Genomic DNA, 19,685 nt, shown 5'->3' with positions numbered 1-19,685 from the left:
TGCCCGAGCCAACCTTCGACGGGGGCGCGCGCATCTGTGTCCTCGTCAGCGCGGGCTATCTGGGGGATCGTGAAGCGATGAGGTTTCACCTGCTCGGGCCGGTCGAGGCGGTGGTGGCGGAGCGCAACGTCGTGCCGCCGGGCCGCGGACGCCTCGTCCTGGCCGCGCTGCTGCTGCGCGCGAACAGCACGGTGTCCCGCAACGACCTGGTCGACGCCCTGTGGGAGGCGGATCTCCCGGCCAACCCTGACGCCGCGCTGCAGACCACCGTGTCCCGCCTGCGGTCAGCACTGGCCGGCTGCCGCGATCAGATCAGTACCGAGCCGCACGGCTACCGCATCACCATCTCCCCGGAGCAGCTGGACCTCCTGCAGTTCCGGAGCGGTGTGGAGGACGCCGCACGGGAGGGGGACGTGGCAGCCCGGGTAGAGCTGCTCCGCAATGCCCTGGCGCAGTGGCGTGGTGAGCCGCTCAGCGGGCTCCCACCGTCGGCGCTGGTCCGGGACCACGCGCCAGCGCTCACCGAGGAGCGGCTCCGGGCGATCGAGATGCTGGCCACCGACCAGCTGGAGCTGGGCCGGCACGCGGAGATCGTGCCGCAGCTGACGACGCTGGCCCGCCGCTACCCGGCCCGCGAGCGGCTCGCCGTACTGCTGATGCAGGCGCAGTTCCGGTCCGGTCACCAGGCCGAGGCGCTGCACGTCTACCACCGCATCCGCACCTACCTGGCCGACGAGCTCGGTGTCGATCCAGGACCCGAGCTCCGCCGCCTGTACGACGAAGTGCTGAACAGCGGCGAGCCCCGGACCACCCGTCGCCGCCGTGAGCACCACCGGCCGCGTCAGCTGCCCACCGACATCACCCGCTTCACCGGACGCGCGGCAGACCTCGCCGTACTCGACACGCTCGTCCCCACGACCGCCCAGCCACCAGTGGTCATCGTGGCGCTCGACGGCCCGGGTGGAGTCGGCAAGACCGCACTGGCCGTCCACTGGGCGCACAGCGTCAAGCACCAGTTCCCGGACGGCCAGCTCTACCTCAACCTGCGCGGCCACGGCCAGGGCCACCCGCTCGACTCCGCGATGGCCATCGAGACCGTACTGCGCTCGCTCGGCATCACCGACCAGCAGATCCCCACCGACCTGGACGGCCGCTCAGCCCTGCTCCGGACCGTGCTGGCCGGCAAGCGGATGCTCCTGCTCCTCGACAACGCCGCTGACGCGACGCAGGTCCGTCCACTGCTCCCTGGTTCGGGCAGCCTCGTCCTGATCACCAGCCGCACCCAACTGCGCGGCCTGGTCGTCCGCGAAGGCGCCAGCCGCCTCACGCTCGAGCAGCTCCCCAGCACCGAAGGCGCCGAGCTCCTGACCCGCATCATCGGCGACCGGGCCCGGCTCGCTCCCACCGCCGTCAACGACCTAGTACGCCGGTGCAACGGGCTCCCGCTCGCACTGGTGATCGCCGCCGAGCGAGCGACCAGGTCCCCCGACGCCCGGCTCGACGACCTCGTCACCGAGCTGTCCGGCGAGCGCGACCAGCTCGACTTCCTCGGCAGCGGCGACGACCCGAGCACGGACATCCGCAGCGTCTTCTCCTGGTCGTACCACGCGCTCTCGCCGGACGCGGCCACGTTGCTGCGACTGCTGGGCATCTTCCCGGGCGCCGACATCGGCGTACCGGCCGCAGCTGCACTCGCTGGGCTCTCCCAGGCGCAGACCGTTCGCCTGCTCGACCAACTGGTCGACACGAGCCAGCTGATGAACCGCCGTCCCGGCCGCTACGAGCTGCACGACCTGATGCGCACGTACGCCGCTGAGCTGGCCGAGCGGTTCGACCCACCCGAGCTGCGGGCGGCCGCACTGCGCCGGCTGGTCGACAACTACCTGCAGACCGCCGTCGCCGCGCGGCCCTGGCTGCAGGCCGGTGAGCCCGCCATCGACTTCCCCGCCGGCCTGAGTGAGCCGGACACCATCGAGGACGCCAGGTCCGCGCTGGCCTGGCACGAGACCGAAGGGCGCAACCTGGTCGCAGTGGCGAAGCTCGCTGTCGACCACGGGTTCGACGATCTGTGCTGGCGGTTCGCGTACGCCAGCTGGGTCGGTCCACACCGCGGCAACAACTGGCAGGACCTGCTGGAGATCCAGCAGGCCGGGCTGCGCGCGGCAGAGCGCGCCGGCAACCTGATCGGCCAGGCTCACGGCCACTCCGGCATCGGCGGCGCGCACCGGGGTGCCGGTCGCCAGGAGGAGGCCATCGCTGAACAGCTGGAGGCGCTGAAGCTGTTCCAGCAGGTCGGCGACCCGTCCGGTCAGGCAGCGACGCTCCGGAACCTGTCGGCGGTCTGCCTGGACGCCGGCCGCTACACCGAGGCTCTGGCCTACGGCAGCTCGGCGCAGGTCACCGACAAGGCCACCGGCCAGCCCGGCAACACCGCCAAGTCGGCGTACCAGGTCGCGCTCACATTGCTTGCCCTAGGCAAGTACGACGAGGCGGTGGTGGTCGGCGCGGAGGCCGGTGCGCTGTTCCGCGAGGTCGGGCAGCGCCGGGCCGAGGCCGGTGCGCTGCAGCTGCTGGCGACCGGGTGGGGACGGCTCGGCGAGCACGAACCGGCGATCGACGCGGCCCGCGCTGCGGTCGAGATCCGCACCGCCATGGGCGATCACGCGTACCAGGCAGCAGCGCTGGAGCAGCTCGGCGACCTGCTGCTGGCAACAGGTCGCCGGGCCGAGGCGGACCGGGTCTGGCTGGAGGCGCTGGGCATCCTCGACGACCTGGGCGACCCAGCGGCCGACGTACTGAGGTCACGGCTGGAGGACCTGGCCGTAGGCGGCAACCTGTGGCCGACACCAGGACCGCTGCGGATCAGCTAGGACTCGACGTTCAGGTGGTCCGAGAGCCGCTCCCGGACCTTCGCCGCGGCCGCGTCGTCCAGCCCGGCCAACAACTCCAGCGCATGCGTCCACGCGTCCCGCGCGCCGTCCGGGTTGTCGGCGGCGATCAGGCTGTCGCCCAGGTTGATCAGCGTGGTCGCCTCGTTCACCTGGTCGCCCAGCTCGGCGAACATCGCGATCGAGTGCCGGTACGCGCGGACCGCCTTGGCCTGGTGACCGAGCATCTGGTGCGCGTGCCCGACGCTGTCCCAGGCGTTCGCCTCGCCGTGCCGGTCGCCGACCTCGCCCCACAGCCGCAGCGACTCCAGCGACAGGGTCAGCGCCTGGCCGTGATCGCCGAGCCGCGAGTAGGCGTTGCCGAGGTTGTTGATCGCCATCGCCCGGACCACCGGCTCCTCGGTCAGCTCCAGCGCCTGCCGGTACAGCCGGATCGCCTCGTGCGCGTCGCCACGGTCGGAGGCGAGCGTGGCCAGCGTGGCGTACCCGCTGGCGGCCCGGTCGATCTCGCCCTCCTCCTCGAACATGGCGATCGCCTGCACGAGGTGCGCGTGCGCCTCCTGGTACTGCTTGAGGCGGACGTGACCGCGGCCCAGGCTGGTGTGGAAGCGCGCCTGCAGCACCCGGTCGCCGAGCCGGTCGGCAGCGGCCAGACCGGTCTCGTCCGAGGCCAGCGACTGCCGCCAGCGACCGGTTCGGTAGAGGAACGTGTCGAGCACCCGGGCGAGCCGCCAGACGTGCTCGTCGAAGCCCTCGTCCACCGCCAGGCTCATTGCCGCCAGCAACGGCTCGTGCTCGGTGGCGAACCAGCCGAAGGCCTCGTCGTAGCTCGTGCTCTCCAGGACGACGACGCCGTCCAGCGGCTCGATCGGGTCGACCTGCGGGCGGTGCGGGTTGATCGTGAAGTCGGCGTTCTGGGCGCTGGTCGTGTAGTGGTCGAGCAGCCGGTGGATCGCGGCCCGGCGCAGGCCGGCCGGCAGGTCGGCGGCCAGCTCGGCGGCGTACAGGCGGACGAGGTCGTGGTACATGTACCGGCCGGGCTCGCCGGCGAAGACCAGATTGGCGGTGAGCAGCTCGCCGAGCAGGCGGCGTACCAGCGGTAGTGGCCGGCCGATCAGGCTCGCAGCCGCTGACTCGTCGCAGGACATCGCGCGGTGGAGAGCCATCAGCTGGAACAGCTCGGCCGCCGGCTCGGACACTGCCTGCAGCGACCAGGAGAAGACCGAGCGGACGTCCACCACGGCGTCCACGTCCATGAAGGCGTCCAGCACTCCCTGCTGGTCGCGCAGCTCGGCCAGCGCAGCCGACAGCGGGAAGTGCGGAGCGGTAGCGACCCGGGCAGCAACGACGGCGATGGCCAGCGGCAGGCGGCCACAGCGCTCGGCGATCTCCGCCAGCTCAGTGCTGTCCTGCAGGTGGGCCGGACCGAGCCGGCGGTCCAGCAGGTGCAGCGCGTCCTGCGACGACAGCACGTCCAGCTCGATCATCCCGGCGCCGTCGTGCACGCTGAGGCCGCGCAGCTGGTTGCGGCTGGTCACGATGACCAGACAGGTCTTGCCACCGGGCAGCAACGGGCGGACCTGCTCGGCATCACGCACGTTGTCCAGCAGGATCAGCAGCCGCTTGCCGGCGACCAGACTGCGCAGGTACGCCGCCTGGCGGTCCACGTCGTTCGGCAGGTTCGAGGCGCGGACGCCGAGCGAGTCGAAGAGCGCCGTCAGCGCCTCCTGCACGGTCAGCGTCGGCCGGGCCGGGTCGAAGCCGCGCAGGTTCAGGTAGATCTGGCCGTCCGGGAACCGGTCGGCGATCCGGTGCGCCCAGTGCACAGCGAACGCCGTCTTCCCGACACCGGCCATGCCGGTCACGACGACGACCGACTCCGTCTCGTCGCACTCCAGGAACCCCTCGGCGCGCTTCAGCTCGCCCTGACGCCCGACGAACCCACGCAGACCAGCGGGCAGCTGCACCGGCCGCACGGCGCCGTCCACCTGCTCCTCGACGACGACAGCGGCGGCAGCCTCCGCCGGCTCGCGCTCCTCCGGCACCACCGGGGCGACGAACGGGCGGCTGGGCAGCAGCGTCGGGTCACCGCGCAGGATGCGCTCGTGCAGAGCCCGCAGCCCCGGGCCCGGGTCGACCCCCAGCTCCTCGGCCAGCAGGTCCTGCGTCTGCCGGTACACGTTCAGCGCGTCCGACTGCCGGCCGTACCGGTAGAGGGCCAGCATCCGGAGTTCCCGGAACCGCTCGTTCAGCGGGTGCTCCGCGGTCAGCTGGTCCAGCAGCACCTCGGCGTCGCCGTAAGCACCGGCCTCGACCTGAGCGACCGCCTTCGCCTCCAGCGCGGTCAGCCGCAGCTGGTCCAGGTGGATCCGCTGGGTCTCCGCGAACTCCCCCGGTACGCCGGCCAGCGCGGAGCCGCGCCAGAGCCCGAGCGCGTCGTCCAGCAGCATCACGGCCTTGGCGTGCTCACCCGCCCGGGTCGCCTCCTGCGCGGTGCTCAGCCCCTCGCGGAACGTCGCCAGGTCCAGCGAGTCCGGCCCGGTGGCCAGCAGGTACCCATGACCGACCGAGGCGATCACCGAACTACCCACACCGCCGGAACTACCCACATCAGCGCTGTCGACGGCTCCCAGCACCTTGCGCAGCCGGTAGATGTAGCTGCGGATGACGTGCTCGGCCGAGCTCGGCATGTCGTCGGCCCAGAGCGCGTCGATGATGTCCGACACCGAGACCTGGGCGTTCTCCCGGAGCAGCAGCACCGCCAGGACGGCGCGCTGCTGCGGCGGTCCCAGCTTGAGTTCGCGGTCTCCCCGCCATGCCCGGACGGGTCCCAGTACGGCGAACCTCAGCTGCCCTGACACCTTCCTCCACTCCTGCTCGTCGAAATCCCGCGACTGCCAGTGTGCAACACCGCACGAAACGTGCGACGTCACCCTGGCCGAGCCGGCGGGCCAGCGTGGCAGGAGCATGTCAACGCGGCGTAGACGTCCTGTTCACGCTCCTCAGGCGACACACCCCTTCACAGCCTGCGGCGCGACCCTGCGCACCGCCTCGTGCACGATGGCCGCCAGCTCGGCCGGCGCCGAGTAGAACGGCGACACCCCGCCCGGCACCCTGCGGACCTCGGTGGCCCGGGCCACCGACCGCTGGACCAGGTCCTCGGACAGGCTCCGGTCGGTGTCACCCAGCACCAGCGTCGACGGGATGTCCCGCCAGGCCGCCCGGGTCAGCAGCTCGGTGAACGCCCTCAGGCTGTGCGGCCGCAGCCGGGCCACCGCCCGGACCACCTCGTCCGGCGCCAGGTCGCCGTACATCACCTGGGCCGCGTCCTCCGGCGGCATCACCAGCCGGCCGTCTCCCAGCGGTACGGCGCAGCGGGCCTCGCCCTCGCCGAGCAGCGGCGACGCCGCGTAGACCAGGTGCACCACGTTCGGCGCCCCGGCCAGTCCCTCGGTCACCGGCAGCCCGCCGTACCCGTGGGCCACCACGACGACCGGGCGGTCCACGGCGTCGACAGCGGCCCGCACCGCGCGGGCGTCGGCGTACAGGCCCTGCTCGGCGTCACCCGTGCTCGGCAGGGCGACCACCATGGTGTCCACCCCGAGCATCCGCAGCTCGGGGCGTACCTCTTCCCAGCACCAGGCACCGTGCCAGGCTCCGTGCACCAGCAGAACGGCTGGCTCGTGGGGCATCGTCATCTGTTCCACTCCGTCGCTCGATCTGGCACCAGCCTGCGCCTGCCGCGTAGACGCCCGATAGACGACCAGACGTCTATCGGCTGTCTATTCGCGACCAGGAGTCTTGGAAACGTGGAGACCGCTTACGACAACGAACTGCGCGAAGAACAGCGCCAACTGCTGCGCCTGATGGCCCAAGGCTTCCCGGACACCACGATCGCCCGACGGCTGTCGCTGGGTCCGCGAACTCTCGCCCGCCGCATCTCGGACCTGTACTCCGTCCTGGGAGTCGAAACCCGCTTCCAGGCCGGGGCCGCCGCCGAGCGGCTGGGCCTGCTCACCCCGACCCGACGAATGCCACCCCCACGGCACCTGACCCTGACGCCCGGCACGGCCCGGCAGAAGGTCAGCTGACTCCAGCTCTACGCCGTACGACGTACCGCCGGTGCCTCCTCCAGGGCGATGCCCCCACCCGGCGGCCTCCGCGCTCGGCGCCACCGACCGCGGCGACCTGCGCACACTGATCGCGCAGATGAGCGACGCCTGGCACTCCTCGGAGGTCGAGGACGTGTTCCGGTACCTGCGGCGCTACAACGCGACGCACCGGAGCAAGGTCCGCTTCGCCGGCGTCGAGCACTTCTCGACACGACACCTCGCCGTACATCCGCAACGCTCGCGCTGTGCTGGCGCTGCTCACCGGGCTGCGGCACAGCGGTCGCTCGTACGCCGTGGTGCTGCACCACGCGCGGCAGATCGTGTCGTTCTACGAGGCGTTCAGCCTCGAGGACAACTCGCGTACCGGGACGCGCGCGCCGCCGAGAACCTGCGGTGGTGGCACCGGTTCAGCGGCACGCTCGCCGAGTGGCACGACGTACTGATCCACACCCAGCAGGTCAGCCCGATCCACCCGTTGTGAAACAGCGTTTCAGGTCCTGATCGAGTGTTTCAGAAGCCCGCGGTGCGGTCGTGCCAGGCGACGAGGGCGTCGTACACGCCGGCCTCGGCCGCGGTCAGCGGGCGGACCGACTCGTAGCCGTCGCGAAGCGTTCGCCGTACGGCGTCGGTGGTCGGGCCCCAGTTGGTGAAGCGGGTTGCGAGGTAGACCGAGGCATGCGCCAGGTCCTCGACGCGGTGGCCCCAGGTCATCTCGTCGAAGTCGAGCACGCCGACGACCTTCGAGCCCTGGGTCAGCACGTTGGCGGCCCGGAAGTCGTTGTGCACGAGCTGCTTCGCGTCACCGGGCGGCAGCAGCTCGGCCGGGACGTTCTTGCGGGTGTCGCTGGTCGGGAGGCGGTCGTCGTCGTACCCGGTGAGGGCGACGTGCAGCTGGGCGAGCGCCGCACCGGACGCCCGTACGGCGTCCTCGTCGTCGACGTCGAGCCAGTCGCCGTCGACCTCGGGCAGCACCGCGACCGACAGCTTCCGCAGCGGCCCGTCGGTCGCGACCCGTTCACGACCGTCCAGCGCCGGGATCGGCGCCGCCACCGGAACCCCGCGCTCGTCGAGAACGCGCAGCAACCGCGCCGTCGCGTCCAGCCGCTCGAACAAGGGCTCGGCCAGCGACCACTTCACCACCAGGGGCCCGCGGTCGCCGTCCACCCAGACGATCGCGTTGTGGCTGCTGATCACCAGCCGGCTGGTCACCGCGCTCTCGATCCCCCAGACCTCGCGCAGCACGCGGGCGACCCACGCCGCCGCGTCGTCGAGCCCCTCGAACCCGAACCGCTCGCGCAGCGCCTGCTCCGGTTCGTCCCGCTCCCACAACATCGACAATCCCATCGGCAACATGCACCGCACCCTACGAGCCCGGGCGGGTCGAGCCGCTCGCCGGTTTTGGGGGTGGGGCACTCTAGGGTTGCGCAGGTGAGTACATACGACGCCGACCCGTTCGACCATCTGGCCCCCGACCTGCTGCCGCAGCGCCAGCAGCAGATCCTCGTGGTGATCCGGGACTGGGTGAACCGGCACGGCTACTCACCGAGCAGCCGGCAGATCGGCGACGCCGTCGGCCTGCGCTCGACCTCCTCGGTCGGCAAGCACCTGGCCGCCCTCGAGGACAAGGGCTTCCTCCAGCGCGGCGCCTCCGTGACCCGCCCGATCGACGTCCGGCTGTTCCTGCAGAACGACGCGACCGCGGCGACCTCCGACAACTCGGTGTCGGTCCCGGTCGTCGGCGACATCGCCGCCGGTACGCCGATCTCCGCGATCGAGCACGTCGACGAGCAGCTCAGCCTCCCCCGCGACCTGACCGGCCGCGGCACGGTCTTCGCGCTGCGCGTCCGCGGTGAGTCGATGGTCGACGCGGCGATCTGCGACGGCGACATGGTCGTCGTCCGCCAGCAGTCCGAGGCGCACTCCGGCCAGATCGTCGCCGCGATGATCGACGAGGAGGCGACGGTCAAGGTCTACCGGCGCCGCAACGGCCATGTGTACCTGGAGCCCCGAAACCCGGCGTACGAGGTCATCGACGGCGACAACGCCACCATCCTCGGAGTGGTCGTGTCGGTGCTGCGTACGGTCTAGTCATGGGACTTCGTCGGCTGACTCGCGAGCAGGCCCGCCGGATCGCCGTCCGGGCGCAACTGCTGGACGCCCCGCGCCCGACCGACCTGGTGCAGACGGTCGAGCAGTTGACGCTGCTCCAGATCGACCCGACCGCTGCCGTCGCGCCGAGCGCGGACCTGGTCGCCTGGAGCCGCCTCGGACCGTCGTACCGGCCGGAGCAGCTGAAGCAGGCGGTCGAGCAGGACCGGACGTTGTTCGAGTTCAACGCGCTGATCCGGCCGATGGCGGATGTCGGGCTCTACCTGGCCGACCCCGACCTGCACCCGACGCTGCAGGACTGGATGACGGCGAACGCGTCCTTCCAGAATGACATTCTCGCGGTACTCCGGGACCGCGGCCCGGTGATCTCCCGCGAGATCCCGGACACCTGCCCGGTCCCGTGGAAGTCGACCGGCTGGACCAACAACCGCAACACCACCCGGATGCTCGAGCTGCTGGTCGCGACCGGCCAGGTCGCGATCGCCGGCCGTACCGGGCGCGAACGCATCTGGGACCTCGCCGAGAACGTCTACCCGTCCGACCTCGACGTCCCGAGCCCCGCCGAGGCGACCCGCCGCAAGGACGAGCGGCGCCTCCGCTCGCTCGGCATCGCCCGCGCGAAGGGCACCGCCGTACCGGTGGAACCGGCGATCGTCGGCGAGACCGGCGAGCCGGTGGAGATCGAGGACACCCCGGGCATCTGGCAGCTCGACTCCGCGGCGACGGACGAGATCGACGGTCGCACCGCGCTGCTGTCGCCGTTCGACCGCCTGATCCACAACCGCACCCGCGCCGTCGAGCTGTGGGACTTCGAGTACACGCTCGAGATGTACAAGCCCGCGGCCCAGCGCCGCTGGGGATACTTCGCGCTCCCGATCCTGCACGGTGCCGACCTGGTCGGTAAGGCCGACCTGAAGGCGGACCACAAGGCCGGCGTACTCCGGGTCCTCGCGCTGCACCCGGACACCCGGTTCACCCGCCCGATCACGAAGGCGATCACCGCCGAACTGCACGACCTCGCGGCCTGGCTGGCCCTCCCGGAAATCGAGCACCCATGAAGATCAGCACGGTCGACTACCACACCGCCGGCGAGCCCTTCCGGATCGCGCTCAGCGGCGTCCCCGACATCCCCGGCGCCACCGTCCTGGACCGGCGCGCGTTCGCGCAGCAGTCCCCCGAGGTCGATGCCGTGCGCAAGTTCCTGGTCAACGAGCCGCGCGGTCACGCCGACATGTACGGCGGGTTCCTGGTCCCGCCGAACGACGACGGCGCGCACTTCGGCGTGCTGTTCTGGCACAAGGACGGCTACTCGACCGCGTGCGGGCACGGCACCATCGCGCTCGGGACCTGGGCCGTTCAAACCGGGCGGGTCGAGGCTGCTGCCGACGGCGAGACCGACGTCGTCATCGACGTCCCGTCCGGCCGGGTGACCGCCCGCGTCAGCACCGTCGCCGGCCAGGTCACGAACGTTGCCTTTCGCAACGTTCCGTCGTACGTGCTGGCCCGGAAGATCCCCGTCCACACCTCGCGCGGCGACACCCATGCCGACCTCACCTACAGCGGCGCACTCTACGCCTCGGTCAGCGCGGCGTCCCTCGACCTCGCGGTCACGCCCACGCACTACTCGGCGCTGCTCGCGATCGGCCGCGAGATCAAGTGGCTGCTCAACGAGAGCGAGTGGTCGCACCACCCCAGCGAACCGCGCCTGAACGGCATCTACGGCACGATCCTGTACGACGACCTCGGCCAGTCCGCCGAGGGCCCGCACCAGCGCAACCTGACGATCTTCGCCGACGGCGAGGCCGACCGCTCCCCGTGCGGCTCGGGCACGTCGGCCCGAGCCGCCCTGCTGGCCGCGGACAGCCGCCTCACCGCTGAGCAGGTCCTGCAGCACGACTCGATCATCGACACCAGGTTCCAGGCCCGCGTCGTCGCCGAGGTCGAGTCCGACGGCCACCCGGCGGTCGTCACCGAGGTCGAGGGCACCGCCTACGAAACCGGTACGTCGACCTTCACCCTCGACCCGCAGGACCCGCTCGGCACCGGCTTCACCTTGCGCTAGCCGCCTGCAGCACCTCGTTGAACGCCTCGGTCGAGGACGGGTGCGTGTAGATCGCGTCCCGCAACTCGCTCGCCGTCACCTGGTGCCGCATCGCCAGCGCCACGGTGTTGATCAGCTCCTGCGAGTCGATGCTCAGCAGGGCCGCGCCGAGCACCTGGTCCGTCGTCCGGTCAACGACAAACTTCATCATCCCGCGCGTCTCGCCGACGATCTTCGGCCGCGGCATCACGGCGATGTTCGCGACCGCCTTCTGGTACACGGCGATGTCGAGACCGCGCTCCCGCGCCTCCCGCTCGGTGATCCCCACCCGCGACAGCGCCGGGCTGACGAACACCGTGTACGGCACGAACCGGCGGTCCGCCGTCGACCTCTTGCCGGCACCGATCAGCTGGTCGCCGACGATCCGGCCGTCGTCGAGCGAGATGTAGGTGAACTGCGGCCCGCCGTTCACGTCCCCGATCGCGAAGATGTGCGGCTGGCTGCTCCGGAGGTACTCGTCCACCTCGACCGCACCCGAGGCCGTGGTCCGGACGCCGGCCTGCTCCAGCCCGAGCCCCTCGGTCGCGGCCTTGCGCCCGGTCGCGACGAGAATCTTGTCGGCGGCAACGGTCTGCGTCACCCCGTCGCGCTCGTACTCGACCTCGATGCCGTCGGCAACATCACGGACCCGGACGACCCTGCTCTCCAGCACGAACTCGACCCCGGCGCCACCCAGGATCCCGGCGACCGCGTCGGCGACGTCGGCGTCCTCGCGGGCCACGATCCGCGGCGCGGCGTCGAGCACGGTGACCGCACTGCCGAACTGCGCGTACATCGACGCGAACTCCGCCCCGACGTACCCGCCCCCGAGGATCACCAGCCGCTCCGGCAGGTGGTCGATCGCGATCAGGTCCGTACTGGTGAGCACGTGCGCGCTCTCACTCAGCCCCGGCACGTCCGGGATCACCGGCAGCGCACCGGTGTTGATCACGATCGTGTCCGCGGACACGTCCAGCACGTCGTCCCCCGCGGTGATCCGCACGGTCTTCGGGTCGAGGAACGCCGCCCGGCCCGTGATCACCGTGACGGTGTCGATCGTGTCCAGCATCGCGAAGTTCACGTCCCGCAACCGCGTGGTGAGCACCCGGGTCGCCTCGATCGCCTGCCGGTGATGCTCCCCGGCCGCCTTCCCCTCCGGCCGGTTCTCCGCATGGTGCACCAGCGACTTGGTCGGCACGCACCCGATGTTGATACAGGTCCCGCCGTACATCTCCGCGGACTGCTCGACCATCGCCACCCGCCGGCCCATCCGCCCCAACGTCGCGGCCAGTGTCTTGCCGCCCTTACCGAATCCGATGACCACCAGATCGAAATGTTTGTCCACCCCACCACCTTGCCGCTCCGCCGGCCCGCGCGACCACCTCTCCCCGGCTCGGTTCTCCCCGGGTTCGGTTCAACACTCGTCCGCGGATCAGACCGGCGGCGGCGTCTTCGGGCGGAGTACGGCGAACTGCTCCGGGAACGTCCAGCCGAAGCGGACGGCGGCCAGGCGGATCAGGGTGGTGATCGCGACACAGACGAGGCCGGCGACGGCGATCGGCGTACCGAACGCGGCGAGCAGGAGCAGCACGGCGATGCCGGCGCCCGCTGCGACGGCGTACAGGGTTCCGACCTGGAGGAAGGAGAACGGCAGGCTCAGCATGACGTCGCGCAGCATGCCGCCGCCGATGGCCGCGAGCACGCCGACCACCAGCGCCCCGGCCGGGCCCACCCCGAGCGACAGCGCCTTCGAGGCCCCGATCGCGCCGAACAGGCCCATCACCACGGCGTCGAGCACGGTGATCAGCCCGCCGACGCGCGCCAGCACGTGCTGCAGCACCATGCCGACGACCGCCGAGGCGCCGGCGACGATCAGGTACCCGTTGCTCCAGACAACGACCGGCGGCTGGTCGAGGACGACGTCCCGCAGCAGGCTGCCGCCGAGCGAGACGGCCAGCCCGATCACCATCACGCCGAGTACGTCGATCCGGCGCGATCTGATCCCGGCCGCGAAGAGGGCGCCTTGCAGGCCGCCGAGTCCGGCGGCCAGGAGCTCGATCCAGAGCGTCACCTGGAACGGCGTGACCGACATGCCTACCGCTCGGTGCGCGAGGCGCCCTTCGCGGCCTCGTCGATGACCTCCGCGACGACACCGGCCTGTGTGATGAACAGCGCGTGGCTCGCCTCGACGGTGGTGATCTTCGCCCCGGCCCGCGTCGCCATGTGCAGCAGCATCGCCTGGTCGAACGACTTGTCCTCGGTCGCGATGACGGCCCAGGTCGGCTTGTCGCGCCAGGCCGCGTTCTGCACCGGTACGGCGAACGCCGCCATGTTGATCGGGATCTGGGTGTCGCGCAGGAAGGCGGCCTCGGCGTCGCTCGCGTCCGCGGCGAAGCCGGCCTTGAACTTGCCGGGGTTGAGGAACCCGAACCCGTCCTCGGCGACGTCGATCACGAACTCGGGTGTCGCCGCGAAGCCCTCGTACTGCTGCGCTGTCGTCTGGCCGGCGTCGGGCGCGAGCGCGGAGACGTAGACCAGCCCGGCGACGTTCGGGTGCACGCCGGCTTCGGTGATGACGGTGCCGCCCCAGGAGTGCCCGACCAGGACCGCCGGGCCGTCCTGGCGGTCGAGCACGCGGGTGGTCGCCGCGACGTCGTCCTCCAGCGAGGTGAGCGGGTTCTGCACGATCGTCACCCGGTAGCCGCGCGCGGTGAGGTCGTCGTACACGCCGCGCCAGCCCGAACCGTCCGCGAACGCGCCGTGCACCAGCACGACGTTCTTGATCTCCTGATCGATGCCCATGATCCGGTCCTCTCCTCGGTGAGACTGAACTGATATGCAATATATTGCAGTGCACGGAGTCGCACAAGACCCTCCGAGAGCACGCTCAAGTGCGTTCGGAGCGGATTTTGGGTGCAGTATGTTGCCATGCCGATCCCCGCGGACGCCCCTCCCGTAGACCGCATCCTGCTCCGCGACGACGTATACCGGCGCCTCCGCGACGCGATCGTCGACGGCACCTTCCACCCCGGCGAACAACTCCGCGACGGAGACCTCGCCGAGTGGCTCGGCGTCAGCCGCACCCCGGTCCGCGAGGCCCTCCTCCGCCTCGGCGCGAGCGGCCTGGTCGTCGCCCTCCCCGGCCGCTCCACCACTGTCAGCACCATCGACATCCAGGTCGTCCGCGACGCGAAGGACGTCGTCGCCGCGATGCACGAACTGGCGGTCCGCCAGGTCACCAGCCGCCTCACCAAGGACCACGTCGCTCAAATGCGCGAAGCCAACCGCCGCTTCGCCGCAGCCGTCACCTCCGGCGACGTCACCGCCGCCCTCGCCGCCGACGAGGACCTCCACCGAGTCCCCGTCACCGCCCTCGGCAACCAGGCCCTCGAAGCAGTCCTGGAACGCTTCGACCCCCTCATCCGCCGAGCCGAACGCCTCCGCTTCGGCGTCGACGGCCCCACCTCCGTCACCCGCCACACCCAACTCATCGACCTCATCGAAGCCGGCGACGCCACCGCCGCCGCCTCCCTGGCCTTCGACACCTGGCACAGCCTCCCAGCCGACGAGCCCAGCTAGGGGCTCGCCGGCCGGCGGCGGACTACGGCGTGTAGATCGAGGCCTTCAGGTTGCTCGAGGTGTACGCGGCGTCGATGTAGACCAGACCGGTCACCGGCTCACCGGCGTCGTACTCGTCGTTGCCGTTGGAATCCTTGAAGGTCAGCGCGGAGACGGTGCCACGAGCATCGACCGTCCCGTTGGAGTTCGTCCGGTAGACCGGGCCACCGGAGTCGCCCTGCCGGACCTGCGTCGCGTTCGCCCAGATCACCCCGGTCTGACCGTTCCAAGCGGTCGACTGGATCGTCCCGATGCCACCGCCCGATGTCCGCCCGTAGAACGCGACGGTGTCACCGACCTTGTTCGGCGTCGCCGTGGTCACCGTGCGCTCCGCGACACCACCGCCGGACAACCACACCCAGGTGCTGGCACTGAACGACGTGTTGGGCGCGGGGCGGATGAGCAGCACGTCGTTGTTCGCCGTACCGGCCTGTGTCCTGGTGCCGACGTGACGGCCGTCGTGGAACCACTCCTTGAAAGGATTGGGGTCCTGGTAGCAGTGCCGCGCGGTGCTACCGAGCACAGCCCCGGTCGCCCAGCTCTTCCAGGCGAACCCCTGGGTACAGAGGCCCGTTACACCCACGGCGTTGGTCGATTGGATGTGGTTACCAGCGGTCCAGCCACCTCGGTCACTGGACGGTGACCCCGCAACCTGCGCCACCCCGCCCCGAACCACGGACACGTACGACCGCAGCCCACTCGGCACCCGAGCGTGGATCTCGTCGACGTGGTCCTTCACCAGCACCATCACCTGCCCGCCGTCCGGGTGGATCGCGGCGATGTCACCGGCGTACGAGCCGGCCCACTGCTCCTTGGACCGCCACAGATCAGCGACCTGCGTCGCCGCGGCCTGCACCCCCAGCGCCTGCCGCGCCACCGCGGGACGTTCGAAGGACTCGCCCGGCTGGGCGTTCCCGCTACCGGTCGCCGCGATCGTTGCCGCTGCCACCACAGCGATTCCGGCCACGGCCTTCAAGCCCACGCTTCTTCTCACGGGTCTCCCTCAGTGCACTCGGTCCAGCGCAGCGAGTTGCTGCCTCACGGACCGCAAGCCTCGACGGGCAACGCCGTCAGGGCAAGGCTTTCCGGCGACCTTGCAGCAACCTGCAGGCCGCCGGGCAGCCGGTGCCCACAGCAACCAAATGCTCCTGAGGTGCCGGCTCAGCTCGCCGGGCAGAACTTGTCGGTCGGCGGGCGGTGGCCGTTGACGAGGAAGTCGGTGACCGTGGCGTTGCCGCACTTGTTCGCCGCGAAGATGTAGGCGCCGTGGCCGCCCTGGTCGACGGTGACGAGCTTCGCGCGCTGGCCGAAGGCGGCCCGCAGGCGTGCGGCGAGCGGTAGCGGCGTGGCTGGGTCGCGGAGGTTGTGGATCATCAACACGTTCGCCGGCCCGTGATCGGTGATCCGGACCTTCGGCTCGATCGGCGCGGGCCAGTAGGCGCAGGCGCGGATGTTGGCCGCGAACGCGCCGTACAGCGGGTACCGGATCCGGTCGATCGCGACGTTGAGCTGGTACGTGCGGACCGAGCGCGGCCAGGCGGAGTCGCCGCAGATCACGCCGTAGTAGCTCGCCTGGAAGTTGTCGGCGGCGGCTTGTGCCGTCCGGGCCGGTGCTTGTCCGGTGTCGAGCTGGTGCCAGAGGGCGGCGAGCTCCGGGAGCAGCGGATCCGAGCGCAGGAACGCCGACGTGATCGCGCGGAACGTCGTACCGTCGTACTCGCCGACCGGTTTCCTGTCGAGGCGTTCGGCGAGCTGGAAGTACTTCGCGGTCACCGCCGCCGGGGTCGCTCCGAGGCCGTACTTCGCCGGGTCGGCCGCGGCGACCTTCGCGAAGTCGGGGAACCGGAGCTGGAAGCCCTGGGCCTGGCTGCGCAGCGCGTTGACGTCGTACCCCTCGGGCCCGAGATTGCTGTCCAGGACGATGCGATCGCTGCGCTCGGGAAAGAGCGTCGCGTAGACCGCGCCGAGGTAGGTGCCGTACGAGACGCCGTAGTACGAGATCTTGGGAGCGCCGAGCGCGGCACGGATGCGGTCCATGTCGCGGGCGGTGTTCGCCGTGGTGATGTACGGGAGCAGCGGCCCGGTCTTCGAGTCGGCGCACTGCTGGGCGACCGTGCGCGCGGTCTTGGCCGCTGCCAGTACGTCGGACAGCTTCGACGGGTTGGGCGGGTTCACGCTCGGCGACAGCTGCGCCGGTGTGAGATCGCACGTCAGCGGTGTGCTGCCGCCGACGCCCCGCGGGTCGAAGCCGATCAGGTCGTAGCTGTCCCGCACCTCCTGCGGCAGGCCGGCCTTCACGAACGCGTCGGCGAAGGTCAGCCCGCCCAGGCCGGGACCGCCTTGGTTGAGCAGCAGTACGCCGCGACGCTGGTCCGGCTTGGCGCTCGACAACCGCGACACCGCGATGTCGATCTGCTGACCGTCCGGACGCCGGTAGTCGAGCGGCACCTCGAGCGTCGAGCACTGGAGTGCGGCAGCGCCCGGGCACGGCGCCCACTGCAGCGACGGCTTCGGCGCGCCGGCGTACGAGACGCCGGTCGTGGCGACCAGCGCCAGCGCGATGGTTGCTACGGGCAATGTTTTGCGCATCGGGACCTTCCTCGGTTCAGGTGTTGGTCGTGACGACCGAGATCGCCACCGCGGCGCTGGACGCGGCGATCGCGGCCGCGGTCCGGGTCACCGCCGTACTGACCGCTGACGCGGCCCAGTCGCCTTGCTGGATCTGCTGCGCGCGCTTGGCCACCTCGCCCGACCAGGCCAGCGGCGGGCGGAGGACCGGCAGCGCACCGCTCGCGGAGAGCAACGCGATCAGCGCCGCGATCCGGGCGTCCGGGGTCGCGTTGTCCTCCAGCACCGCGCGGAGTTGCTGCCGGAGGACGCTCTCGTGCTCGGCGGACGTGGCGGGAAGTTGCGTCATCCGGAACAGGCCGAGCACCTTCTTGCGCTCGCGCCGAATCAGCCCGCGCTCGATCAGCCGCTCGACCAAGGGCTTCCACAGCCCGGCGCCGACATCCAGCAGCAGCGGCTGGATGCGTCGAGGCTTCGCGAGGATCTTCTCGTACGCCGCCTGCAGCAACGGATCCGACTGCGGCTTGCCGTCGACAGCGGTGATCTTGGCGCCGTTGAGCGCCCGGCTCTCGTCGGACTCGATCGCTCCGCGCAGCGCCAGCTCGACCAGCACCGCGCCGCCGAGCGTGTAGTGCAGCGTGCCCGCGCCGGCCGGCGTACCGGTCTCGTCGTCGAGCAGCAGCAACAGCAGGTCCTCGACGATCAGTGTCTCGGTGTCCACGTCGTTCCCCAGTCCTCGGCGTATGATGACACTTAGTGCCACCGTAGCATCAAGTGTCAGAAAGGACCGTGAGATGCAGCAGGACAAGACCCGCCTGGCGATCTCGCGAGCGGCCACGCAGCTGTTCTGGGAGCAAGGCGTGGCCGCCACGACCGGCGATCAGATCGCGGCCGCCGCCGGCGTCTCCGTACGGACCGTCTGGCGGCACTTCCGCACCAAGGAGAGCTGCGCCGAACCGATCGTCGACCACAGCTGGTCCTGGTTCCTGGCCACCTGGCGAAGCTGGCCCGACGACCTCTCCCTCGAAGAACACGTCGCCGCCGAGGAGAAGCGCCGGCGGCCGAGCCCCCAGCAGCAGGCCGACGACCGGGCCGCCGCGCAGATGATCGTGCTCAGCCGCACCGAACCCGCCATCCGCACCGCGTTCCTGATGTCCTCCGACCTGGCCGAACGCGAGCTCGCCCCGATCGTCGCCCACCGCCTGGGCCGAGACCCGGACGACCTCGACGTCCTCGCCCACACCGCGGCGATCAACGCGGTCGTCCGCGTGATCAGCGAGGAGATCATCGTCGGCGTGGTCACCCGCGACGAGCGCTCACCCCTCGCCGACTCCAACGCCCGAATCATCAACGCCGTCCGCACCGCGACCAGCAACCTGATCGGCGACCCACTTGCCCTGAGGTCCCCACGTTTGAAGTGAGCACCGGCAGGCAACCTCCCTGCGGTGAGTGTTCTCCGACGACTCGTCACCTCGTTGACCAGCCCCCGCCCCAGCCGCGTCGCAGGCATCGGAACCCAGCTGTCAGCTGATCACCGCCCCTGCGTGGTGTCAGGCGCCCACTACCGCCATCGCCGACAACGCTGACCCTGCGACGCTAGTAAAGCGAGTTGGCGACGCTGATGTCGTCCTGGGTAGTACGAACTCAGAGCTCGTCCAACGCGGCCAGGGCGCGATCGCGCCCGCTGCGGACCCGCGCGAGGTCCGGCTCGCCGTACCGGGCGCTGATCCGTGTCAGCCGTTCGTAGCGGGTGACTGCCAGCTCGGCGTGCTTGCGGACCCAGGCCTGCTCCTGGATGTCGGCTGGGCTCAGCGGCTGGCCGCCGATCGGCTGGTAGTGACCGGAGGTCTGGCTGTACTCGTCGGCCAGTCGCCGCGACTGCAGGAGCCGCATCGCTCTGAGCCGGGCAAGCCTCACCAACGCGTCCGCTGCATGCGCCACGGCCTGCTCGCCCTCGGCCCCAAGACCGCGATCCACCTTCATCAGATCACCACCGGTCGGGTCGAGCCGGTCGTACAGCTCCCAGGCTTTCTCCGCCTGATCGACCGCGGCGTACAGGTGACCGCCGACGCTGTGGATCTCGGTCAGGTCGTAGTGCAACGACGCCAGCACCTGCTCGTCCTTCGTCGTCAGCTCCGACGCCGCGGCGGCACGCCCGATCGCCATCTGCGCCCGCTGGTTGGCGACCGTCGCGCCCCGCCAGTTCCGCGCCGCGACGGCGGCCTCGCTACGCCGCAGCTGCTTCTGCGCCACCCGCCGCCAGGCATCGGCCGATCGCCAGATCGTCATGCCCCGACGCTATCGGCTCTG

Annotated in this window: 18 protein-coding genes; 8 read left to right on the top strand and 10 right to left on the bottom strand. The window is 70.8% G+C overall.

The window, feature by feature from the left end; all coding sequences use genetic code 11:
* The first annotated feature begins 77 nt into the window (after positions 1-77).
* Positions 78-2,870: an AfsR/SARP family transcriptional regulator gene (locus ACZ6Z4_RS04060; RefSeq protein WP_465557908.1), complete on the top strand. Its 2,793-nt coding sequence runs from the start codon at positions 78-80 to the stop codon at positions 2,868-2,870.
* Here the strand turns inward: ACZ6Z4_RS04060 and ACZ6Z4_RS04055 are convergent.
* Together ACZ6Z4_RS04055 and ACZ6Z4_RS04050 are read right to left on the bottom strand one after the other, a co-directional pair.
* Positions 2,867-5,749, bottom strand: coding sequence for an AfsR/SARP family transcriptional regulator (locus tag ACZ6Z4_RS04055; RefSeq protein WP_465557906.1), 2,883 nt, complete (start codon positions 5,747-5,749; stop codon positions 2,867-2,869). The genes ACZ6Z4_RS04060 and ACZ6Z4_RS04055 overlap by 4 nt on opposite strands.
* 141 nt (positions 5,750-5,890) lie before the next feature.
* The gene (locus ACZ6Z4_RS04050; protein ID WP_465557904.1) at positions 5,891-6,586 is read right to left on the bottom strand and encodes an alpha/beta hydrolase; all 696 of its coding nucleotides are present in this window, start codon (positions 6,584-6,586) and stop codon (positions 5,891-5,893) included.
* 111 nt (positions 6,587-6,697) lie between these two features.
* On the opposite strand from ACZ6Z4_RS04050, the gene ACZ6Z4_RS04045 reads away from it, so the two are divergent.
* The gene (locus tag ACZ6Z4_RS04045) at positions 6,698-6,979 is read left to right on the top strand and encodes a helix-turn-helix domain-containing protein (RefSeq protein ID WP_363666825.1); all 282 of its coding nucleotides are present in this window, start codon (positions 6,698-6,700) and stop codon (positions 6,977-6,979) included.
* Positions 6,980-7,097: 118 nt separating this feature from the next.
* Complete coding sequence (locus ACZ6Z4_RS04040) at positions 7,098-7,481, top strand: hypothetical protein (protein ID WP_465557902.1); 384 nt, start codon at positions 7,098-7,100, stop codon at positions 7,479-7,481.
* Positions 7,482-7,510: 29 nt separating this feature from the next.
* On the opposite strand, the gene ACZ6Z4_RS04035 is transcribed toward ACZ6Z4_RS04040, so the two are convergent.
* Positions 7,511-8,353, bottom strand: a complete 843-nt coding sequence (locus ACZ6Z4_RS04035; RefSeq protein WP_465557900.1) for a phosphotransferase enzyme family protein — start codon at positions 8,351-8,353, stop codon at positions 7,511-7,513.
* Between the two features lie 75 nt (positions 8,354-8,428).
* Here ACZ6Z4_RS04035 and lexA point away from each other — a divergent pair, with 75 nt between their 5' ends.
* Genes lexA through ACZ6Z4_RS04020 form a run of 3 tightly spaced genes read left to right on the top strand, consistent with a single transcriptional unit; the run spans position 8,429 to position 11,171 of the window.
* On the top strand, positions 8,429-9,088 hold the full coding sequence (gene lexA, locus ACZ6Z4_RS04030) for a transcriptional repressor LexA (RefSeq protein ID WP_465557898.1): 660 nt from the start codon (positions 8,429-8,431) through the stop codon (positions 9,086-9,088).
* Positions 9,089-9,090: 2 nt separating this feature from the next.
* Entirely contained in the window at positions 9,091-10,167 is a 1,077-nt protein-coding gene (locus ACZ6Z4_RS04025) for a DNA glycosylase AlkZ-like family protein (protein ID WP_465557896.1), read from the top strand.
* Positions 10,164-11,171, top strand: coding sequence for a proline racemase family protein (locus ACZ6Z4_RS04020; RefSeq protein ID WP_465557894.1), 1,008 nt, complete (start codon positions 10,164-10,166; stop codon positions 11,169-11,171). The genes ACZ6Z4_RS04025 and ACZ6Z4_RS04020 overlap by 4 nt, the downstream gene beginning before the upstream one ends.
* Here the strand turns inward: ACZ6Z4_RS04020 and ACZ6Z4_RS04015 are convergent.
* From ACZ6Z4_RS04015 to ACZ6Z4_RS04005, 3 genes are all read right to left on the bottom strand, one after another.
* On the bottom strand, positions 11,158-12,534 hold the full coding sequence (locus ACZ6Z4_RS04015; RefSeq protein ID WP_465557892.1) for an FAD-dependent oxidoreductase: 1,377 nt from the start codon (positions 12,532-12,534) through the stop codon (positions 11,158-11,160). The genes ACZ6Z4_RS04020 and ACZ6Z4_RS04015 overlap by 14 nt on opposite strands.
* An 87-nt stretch (positions 12,535-12,621) precedes the next feature.
* Positions 12,622-13,281: a trimeric intracellular cation channel family protein gene (locus tag ACZ6Z4_RS04010; RefSeq protein ID WP_465557891.1), complete on the bottom strand. Its 660-nt coding sequence runs from the start codon at positions 13,279-13,281 to the stop codon at positions 12,622-12,624.
* A gap of 2 nt (positions 13,282-13,283) precedes the next feature.
* Entirely contained in the window at positions 13,284-13,991 is a 708-nt protein-coding gene (locus tag ACZ6Z4_RS04005) for an alpha/beta fold hydrolase (RefSeq protein ID WP_465557890.1), read from the bottom strand.
* A gap of 126 nt (positions 13,992-14,117) precedes the next feature.
* On the opposite strand from ACZ6Z4_RS04005, the gene ACZ6Z4_RS04000 reads away from it, so the two are divergent.
* Positions 14,118-14,768, top strand: coding sequence for a GntR family transcriptional regulator (locus ACZ6Z4_RS04000; RefSeq protein ID WP_465557888.1), 651 nt, complete (start codon positions 14,118-14,120; stop codon positions 14,766-14,768).
* A 22-nt stretch (positions 14,769-14,790) separates the two neighbouring features.
* Here the strand turns inward: ACZ6Z4_RS04000 and ACZ6Z4_RS03995 are convergent, their stop codons facing one another.
* From ACZ6Z4_RS03995 to ACZ6Z4_RS03985, 3 genes are all read right to left on the bottom strand, one after another.
* Positions 14,791-15,801, bottom strand: coding sequence for a chymotrypsin family serine protease (locus tag ACZ6Z4_RS03995; protein ID WP_465557886.1), 1,011 nt, complete (start codon positions 15,799-15,801; stop codon positions 14,791-14,793).
* 167 nt (positions 15,802-15,968) lie between these two features.
* Complete coding sequence (locus ACZ6Z4_RS03990; RefSeq protein ID WP_465557884.1) at positions 15,969-17,396, bottom strand: alpha/beta hydrolase; 1,428 nt, start codon at positions 17,394-17,396, stop codon at positions 15,969-15,971.
* Positions 17,397-17,412: 16 nt separating this feature from the next.
* Complete coding sequence (locus ACZ6Z4_RS03985) at positions 17,413-18,096, bottom strand: GOLPH3/VPS74 family protein (protein ID WP_465557882.1); 684 nt, start codon at positions 18,094-18,096, stop codon at positions 17,413-17,415.
* A gap of 73 nt (positions 18,097-18,169) precedes the next feature.
* On the opposite strand from ACZ6Z4_RS03985, the gene ACZ6Z4_RS03980 reads away from it, so the two are divergent.
* Complete coding sequence (locus tag ACZ6Z4_RS03980) at positions 18,170-18,796, top strand: TetR/AcrR family transcriptional regulator (protein ID WP_465557880.1); 627 nt, start codon at positions 18,170-18,172, stop codon at positions 18,794-18,796.
* A gap of 223 nt (positions 18,797-19,019) precedes the next feature.
* Here the strand turns inward: ACZ6Z4_RS03980 and ACZ6Z4_RS03975 are convergent, their stop codons facing one another.
* Positions 19,020-19,664: a hypothetical protein gene (locus ACZ6Z4_RS03975; protein WP_465557878.1), complete on the bottom strand. Its 645-nt coding sequence runs from the start codon at positions 19,662-19,664 to the stop codon at positions 19,020-19,022.
* Positions 19,665-19,685 lie beyond the last annotated feature (21 nt).

Source organism: Kribbella sp. NPDC104740 (assembly GCF_055583505.1).
Note: the sequence above shows the minus strand (reverse complement) of the source record. Positions and strands in the feature narration are given on the sequence as shown.